Genomic DNA, 6,595 nt, shown 5'->3' with positions numbered 1-6,595 from the left:
GCACAAATTCGTTATTTTTTCTCCTCCGTGTCTAAATCTGAGGCTTATTATAGTTGTCAAAGTTCTTCACGCAATTTCTTCAGGAATGATTTTCTGCAAGGAAGTTTTCCAGAAAATCGGCGGAATGAAAGAAGAACTTTTTATTGATTATGTTGATTTTGAATTCTGCTGGCGGGCAAAGAAATTTGGAATTGATACATTGTGTTTTTCTGACATTTCAATTCAACATCAGCTTGGAGATTCTTATAAAAAAGTCTTAGGAAAGAAAATAACGCTTCGTTCGGATTTTAGATATTTTTATATGTTGAGGAACGGTTTTTATCTTTCTAAAAATTGCGAATATCTTTCAGACTGTGAAAAATCTACTTTGCATAAACGGACTTTGATTTTTGCAATTGGAATACTTTTGATTTCAAAAAATAAATTAAAAACTCTGAATCTTGTTAAAAATGCAATTTGTGAATCAAGGATAATTGGAGATGAAAAATGAATATTTTAGTTCATAAATATATTTTATTCTCTCTTTCCTTTTTTGTTTTCTTCTATGATTTCCATCATTTTTTTTGGAGTAACAATGAATGGTTTTATCGGAAAGTCCTTGATATTGCCGGTTACAAGAAATGTGTCTTGTGTTTGGCGGGAATCCATTGTAACTTCATAAAAAATCATATCTTTTGGGTCGGATGGTTTTTCTTCTGTCTGAATGCCCGAAAGTTCAATGCCGTTTTTTATAATCATTTTGATAACGTCTTCAATTACTTTAGACGAAAAACTGAATTTTTTTCTGGACAAAACTTCCTTATATTCAGAGAGAATTTCTTTGCTAAAAACAGGAATTACAATTCCTGCCAAAATATGCTGAACAACTTTTCCTGGTATGGAAGTTCTTTTAAGCAATGCCGAAACTATAACGTTTGTGTCAACAACACAGAAAATTTTCATTTTTTATTTCTCCTTTCTGTATGCACTGATTTCTGCATTAATTTCGTCAAGCGTAAGGTTCTGGATTTTATTCTTTTTTGCTTCTTTGTTAGCCATTTTGAGGATATTGTTTGCCTGTTTAAGAGCCTTCTTTTCGGAATTTACTCTCATGCTGAACGGAATTCCTCTTTCTTCAACCGATTTTTTGAGGAATATCCTGAACGCAGTCGGCAAATCAAGTCCGAGCTGTTCAAAAATGCTTGTAGCCTCGTTCTTCAAATCTTCATCTACTCTAATCTGTACCAATGTGCTTGCCATAATTTGTCTCCAAAAATGATAAAAAAATATGTATATAATTTAAATATATGTGAATGTAATGTGTTTGTCAATAAAAAGGAGTTTCTGTATGAATAAAAATATTTCACAAAAATATCGTGCTTGCCAGAATCAAAAACTTCATGTCGCTGTTATCGGAACTGTCGGCGTTCCTGCCTGCTATGGCGGTTTTGAGTCGCTTGTGGATAACTTGCTGGATTTTACTCCGCCGAATGTTGAATACACGGTTTTCTGCTCTGGCAAGAAATATGAAAAACGTTTGGACTCGTACAAGGAGGCAAAACTTGTTTATCTTGAAATGGATGCGAATGGCAAAGAAAGCATTTTTTATGATTTCAAGTCAATGAAGCTTTCTGTTGCAGCAAATGCGGACATCATGCTGATTCTTGGTGTTTCAGGCTGCATTTTTCTTCCATATATAAGACGGATTTTCAATGGAAAAATCATAACCAACATTGACGGTCTTGAATGGCGGCGCGACAAGTGGAAGTGGTATGCAAAAAAACTCTTGAAATTCAGCGAGAAAATGGCGGTGAAATATTCAGATATTGTAATTGGCGACAACAAAGGAATTACCGATTACATAAAATCTGAATATTCTAAAATTGTGAAGAATAAGAGAGTTGAGCTTATTGCGTATGGCGGCGACCAGGTTTCACGTGTTCAGGACGATTCCCTGTTTGAAAAATATCCGTTTTGCCGAGAACCTTATTCTGTTACGGTCTGCCGGATTGAGCCTGAGAACAATATCCATGTGATTCTTGAAGCGTTCTCAAAAATGTCGGACGAGCCGCTTGTTTTTGTGGGCAACTGGGAAAAGTCAGAATACGGCCGCTCATTAAAGGAAAAATTCAGTGTGTATAAAAATATTCACCTGCTTAATCCGATTTACGAGCCGCACATCGTGAACTGGCTTCGTTCAAATGCTCGAGTTTATATTCACGGACACAGCGCAGGCGGAACAAATCCTTCTCTTGTAGAGGCGATGAATCTTTATCTTCCGATTCTTGCGTTTGACTGTGTTTATAACCGCGCCACAACTGAAGAAAAATGCCTTTACTGGAAAACTCCTGATGATTTACAGAATCTGATGAAAAAACTTTGCCATTCCGAAAGTGATTCTGAATCTCTTCGTGAGAAAATCGCGAGAGAAATGGGCGAGGCTGGAAAACGCCTTTACAGCTGGGAACGAATCGCTCGGCAATACAACGAATTGTATTAAAAACGTCAAAGCTGCTTTTTTCCTTCTTCTGTGATTTTAAATTTTCCGCCGTCGGCTGAAGCTGCAAAGCCTTTTGCAATGCAGCCTTCCAGCGCATTTTGTATATTTTTAGGCGTTACGGCGGAATCTTTTATTTTTATTTTGCAGATTTCTTCTATTATTTTCTGTTTCTCGAGCGGTTCATTTTGATTGAGGATTTTTAGGATTTCACTTTCCGTTTTAGTTGCGGTGTACAAACTGTTTGATTTTGTTGTAATAAGAAAAAGTGTCGGGCAACCGGGATTCGAACCCGGGACCTCTAACTCCCGAAGCTAGCGCGCTACCAGCTGCGCTATTGCCCGAATAAAAAAAATACCGCTCATAAAGAACGGTACAACGGGATGTACGGGACTCGAACCCGTGGTCTCCGGCGTGACAGGCCAGCGCGATAACCAGCTTCGCTAACACCCCATGTGCTATTGAATATAGCATTAAAATCTTGTGTGTGTCAATAGCGTTTTCGTTTTGCAGCGAAAAATTTTTTTACATATAATTTGAAATAAAACTTGAAAATTTGAAAAACTGCTTTATAATATATTTTATGGCTGATACAACTATTATAAATTCAAGTCCTTTGGGGCAGCATTTGGACAAAATTGCGGAATCTCAGCAGGTTTCGTATCTTGTTTTTAATAAGAAAAAAATTCAGATTGCCGCAAAAATCACAATGGGGCGAGAAGCAGATAATGATATTGTGATTGACTCAAAACTGGCAAGCCGTCATCACTGCATTATTCAAAAAATCCGTGATGCTTATTTCTTAAAAGATGAGGGGAGCACAAACGGAACATTTTTAAACGGCCGCAGAATTCCGCCGGATAAATACGTTAAGCTTAATGCTGGAGACAAACTTACAATTGGCTCTTCAAATCTTATAATGGGCTAGAATGTTTTCAAAAGAAGAGCTGGATTGTTTTAGAAATCATCTGCATGGAATAAACGACTCAAATTCTTTTCCAGAAGAAGGCGAATTTCAGCTCTTTTTGGATAAATCTTTGTCTACTCTTGAAAATGAAAATCCGTCTTACAGGCCTGCAGGTTCAGATTGCAAGCCGGGCGGACTTCTTGATTTTTCATCTGAAAAAATTCCTTCTATAATAGTTCCTGATATTCATGCGCGCGCAGATTTTCTTTTAAAGCTCCTTGATTTTAAAATTGAAGATGAATCCGTTTTGTCTCTTTTGAATGAGAAAAAAATTTTTGTTGTTTGCGTTGGAGATGCGTTTCATTCGGAAAGCCGTGGTTATGACAGGTGGATTGCGGCTTACAAGGACTGGTCAATGGACGTTTATGCCGGTCAGCCTATGCAGGAAGAAATGAAAGAAAATATTTCAACTCTTATGATTATCATGGAGCTTAAAAATAATTTTACTGAAAATTTTCACTTTTTAAAAGGCAACCACGAGAACATTTTAAATGAAAGCTGCCACGGAAATCTTGCTTTTAGAAAATTTGTGCAGGAAGGAAGCATGTGCTGTGATTTTATCCGGCAAGTTTACGGCGATGTAATTCTTCATTTGATAAGCCTTTGGGAAAAATCTTTGCCAATTTGCGCTGTGTTCTATGATTTTGCCGTAAGCCATGCAGAGCCTGCCTGCTGTTTTTCAAGAAAACAGATTGTTGACTATCATAAAAATGATGATGTTATTTTAGGGCTGACTTGGACTGCGAATGACACAGCTGAAAAGGGAAGTGTAAAAAAACTTTTTAAAAATTTAAATCCTTCTGCAAAGAGAAGCGGCGTTTTATGGTTTGGCGGCCATCGTCCTGTAAAAGATGGAAAATATTTGCTGCGCCAAGACGGAACTTATCTGCAGCTTCATAATCCAAACGAAATGAATGTTGCTCTTGTTGTTCCCGAAAAAAAATTCAATCCTGAAACTGACATAAAAAGTGTTTTATAACAAAGTCAATTTGGAAATTGATATTTCCTTGCTGACTTTTTATAGGAGAATTCAATGGAAAGCGAAACAATTGGAAAATACAAAAACTGCACAAAAATTGCGACTGGCGGAATGGGAGCCGTATATCTTGCGACTCACCCTGAATTAAAGCGGAAAGTCGTTATAAAAAAACTTATTTTAAAAAGCGGCGGGGCTGCAATCCGCGAAAGATTTAAAAGGGAAGCGCGAATTTTAAGCGAGCTGTCCAGTCCTTATGTTGTGCGGATGTTTGATTATTTTACTGAAGGCAGGGCGAACTATATTGTGCTTGAATTTGTTGACGGAATGTCTTTGGACAAGCTTATTGAAAAGCAGGTTTCTCTTCCGCCTGAACTTGCTCTTTTGATTTTTCTTGATGCTTGCCTTGGGCTTAAAAATGCGCATTCAAAGGACATTGTTCACCGCGACATAAAGCCTGGAAACATTCTTATTTCAAAAAGAGCTGAAGTAAAGCTTGCTGACTTTGGAATTGCCAGCGATGAAAAAGACGAGTTTGAAGAGCCAAAGAAAACCGCGGATTCTGATAAAACTGTAGTTTCTACAAAAAACAGTTCTATAACGCAAGCCGGTTCTACTCTTGGAACTCCTGCCTATATGTCTCCAGAGCAGCTCATGGATTCAAGTTCTGTGGATGTCCGTGCTGACATTTATTCAATGGGCGTAATGCTTTATGAAATGGTTACAGGTTCTAAGCCTTATGCGGGAGATATGGCTCCGGAAACAATTTCGAAAATAAAAAAAGGAAAATATATTCCGCCGCAGAAAATTGTAAAAAATCTTCCGCCTGTTGTAAAAACTCTTATTAGAAAAATGATGAAGCCTGAGCCTGAAAAAAGATACAAAAGCTTGGAGCCTGTAATTGCAAAAATAAGACGTTACTTAAAAAATTATGATACGCACGCAATAAGAGTTTCGCTTGCACAGGCTATAATTTCTCCTAAGACAATAAAATTTCCTTCTTATGTTCCTAAAAATTATAAAGCCAAACGGATTGCGCTTGGAGCTTTTGCGGCTTGTGCAGCAGCTTTTCTTTTTTGCCAGGCTTGGAATTCTGGAGTGATTCATAGAACTGTCCTTAGAAATTGGTTTACTCCGGTTTCTTTGTCTATGCTTATGCCTTCAACTGCCAGTGTAAATGCCGACCTTCCTGCGCGTGCGTTTTTCTTTGTGAATGATAACGACGGAATCCCGGAAGTTCCAAACACACGAAGAATTTTTTCAGTTGCAAAGAATTCTTCTAAAGGAAAAAATCTTGAATACGTAACAAAGGATGTTTTTCTTCGTCCGGGAGAATACAGAATAAAAATTGCTGAAGGACCTTACGTCTGGTGGAAAAGCATTTCTGTTGGAAAAGAAAAAGTCCTAATGAATCTTGACTTCCTAAAAAATGCGAGCCGGAATATTACAGTTCATTTTTCTGCCATGGACTGCGAAACTGGAAAAGATTTAACTAAAAGCTCCCAGTTTAGAATTCAAGTCGGCTCAAAATGGGTTGATGCTTCTAAAGTTGATTTTTCTAAACTAAAAACAGGAAACGTTTATAAATTCCTTATGATTCATGAAGGTTATTATGATGAGTATTTCAGCCTGCTTATTGACTGGTATCAAGATGAGCTTTTTATAACTGGAAATATGAGGAAAAAATGATAGCTGGAAAAATTTCTTGGCAAATATTTTTACTTGTTCAAGTTTTGTATTTTTTAATTACTTAGGGGAGGGCTCATGGGAAAGGTTTATCTGCTTATAAAGCCAGATCTTTTAAAAGTTTGCAAATATCTTGCGCTTCGCATAGAAACTTTTGGCAGCGATGTAAAAATTTTCTTAAAGCCGCATGAATTTTATGTGGCATTGAAACTTGTTGAGCCGGGTGCTCTTGACTATGTTTTGATTGATGTCCGCACATTTCAAAGCGATGTTTTTAATCCTTATATTGAAATGTCCATGATGCCGAATCCTGCACCAGTTGTTGTTTTCAATGATCCTTTTCCTGAACTTGACAAGATGACCGCATTTTGGATTTCAAAAAATAAAACTTATCTTGTTCCGCGGATTGCTCCTGAGCGCATAGACAAACTTGAAGATTGTGTCAAATTTAGTTCGCAATTTCGTTCCTGAAAAAAGCCACAAATCCATC

The 6,595-nt window shown here is 37.2% G+C and carries 9 protein-coding genes and 2 tRNA genes; 6 read left to right on the top strand and 5 right to left on the bottom strand.

Going from position 1 to position 6,595, the window contains the following annotated elements:
- Positions 1–490: hypothetical protein (locus Q0N70_RS12095; protein WP_294017110.1), on the top strand; the 490-nt coding region annotated here is incomplete at its 5' end.
- Positions 491–513: 23 nt separating this feature from the next.
- Here the strand turns inward: Q0N70_RS12095 and Q0N70_RS12090 are convergent.
- The gene (locus tag Q0N70_RS12090) at positions 514–942 is read right to left on the bottom strand and encodes a putative toxin-antitoxin system toxin component, PIN family (protein WP_294017108.1); all 429 of its coding nucleotides are present in this window, start codon (positions 940–942) and stop codon (positions 514–516) included.
- A gap of 3 nt (positions 943–945) precedes the next feature.
- The gene (locus Q0N70_RS12085) at positions 946–1,239 is read right to left on the bottom strand and encodes a type II toxin-antitoxin system RelB/DinJ family antitoxin (protein ID WP_294017106.1); all 294 of its coding nucleotides are present in this window, start codon (positions 1,237–1,239) and stop codon (positions 946–948) included.
- Between the two features lie 88 nt (positions 1,240–1,327).
- Between Q0N70_RS12085 and Q0N70_RS12080 the strand changes: the two genes are divergently transcribed.
- Positions 1,328–2,479 (top strand): DUF1972 domain-containing protein, encoded by a 1,152-nt coding sequence (locus Q0N70_RS12080; protein ID WP_294017104.1) that lies wholly within the window; start codon positions 1,328–1,330, stop codon positions 2,477–2,479.
- Positions 2,480–2,484: 5 nt separating this feature from the next.
- Here the strand turns inward: Q0N70_RS12080 and Q0N70_RS12075 are convergent, their stop codons facing one another.
- The 3 genes from Q0N70_RS12075 to Q0N70_RS12065 form a co-directional block, all read right to left on the bottom strand.
- Positions 2,485–2,715, bottom strand: a complete 231-nt coding sequence (locus Q0N70_RS12075) for a hypothetical protein (protein ID WP_294017101.1) — start codon at positions 2,713–2,715, stop codon at positions 2,485–2,487.
- Between the two features lie 32 nt (positions 2,716–2,747).
- Positions 2,748–2,820 (bottom strand) — tRNA-Pro (locus tag Q0N70_RS12070).
- A gap of 35 nt (positions 2,821–2,855) precedes the next feature.
- Positions 2,856–2,929, bottom strand: a tRNA-Asp gene (locus Q0N70_RS12065).
- Between the two features lie 130 nt (positions 2,930–3,059).
- Between Q0N70_RS12065 and Q0N70_RS12060 the strand changes: the two genes are divergently transcribed.
- From Q0N70_RS12060 to Q0N70_RS12045, 4 genes are all read left to right on the top strand, one after another.
- Positions 3,060–3,404 carry an FHA domain-containing protein gene (locus Q0N70_RS12060; protein ID WP_294017099.1) on the top strand — a complete coding sequence of 115 codons (345 nt, stop codon included), beginning with the start codon at positions 3,060–3,062 and terminating at the stop codon, positions 3,402–3,404.
- 1 nt (position 3,405) lies between these two features.
- On the top strand, positions 3,406–4,422 hold the full coding sequence (locus Q0N70_RS12055; protein ID WP_294017097.1) for a metallophosphoesterase: 1,017 nt from the start codon (positions 3,406–3,408) through the stop codon (positions 4,420–4,422).
- Positions 4,423–4,476: 54 nt separating this feature from the next.
- Positions 4,477–6,108, top strand: a complete 1,632-nt coding sequence (locus Q0N70_RS12050; protein WP_294017095.1) for a serine/threonine-protein kinase — start codon at positions 4,477–4,479, stop codon at positions 6,106–6,108.
- 75 nt (positions 6,109–6,183) lie between these two features.
- Positions 6,184–6,576 (top strand): hypothetical protein, encoded by a 393-nt coding sequence (locus Q0N70_RS12045; RefSeq protein ID WP_294017092.1) that lies wholly within the window; start codon positions 6,184–6,186, stop codon positions 6,574–6,576.
- The last annotated feature ends 19 nt before the right edge of the window (positions 6,577–6,595 follow it).

This window comes from uncultured Treponema sp., from assembly GCF_945873775.1.
Taxonomy (GTDB): domain Bacteria; phylum Spirochaetota; class Spirochaetia; order Treponematales; family Treponemataceae; genus Treponema_D.
This window is presented reverse-complemented; position numbering and strand designations above follow the sequence as displayed.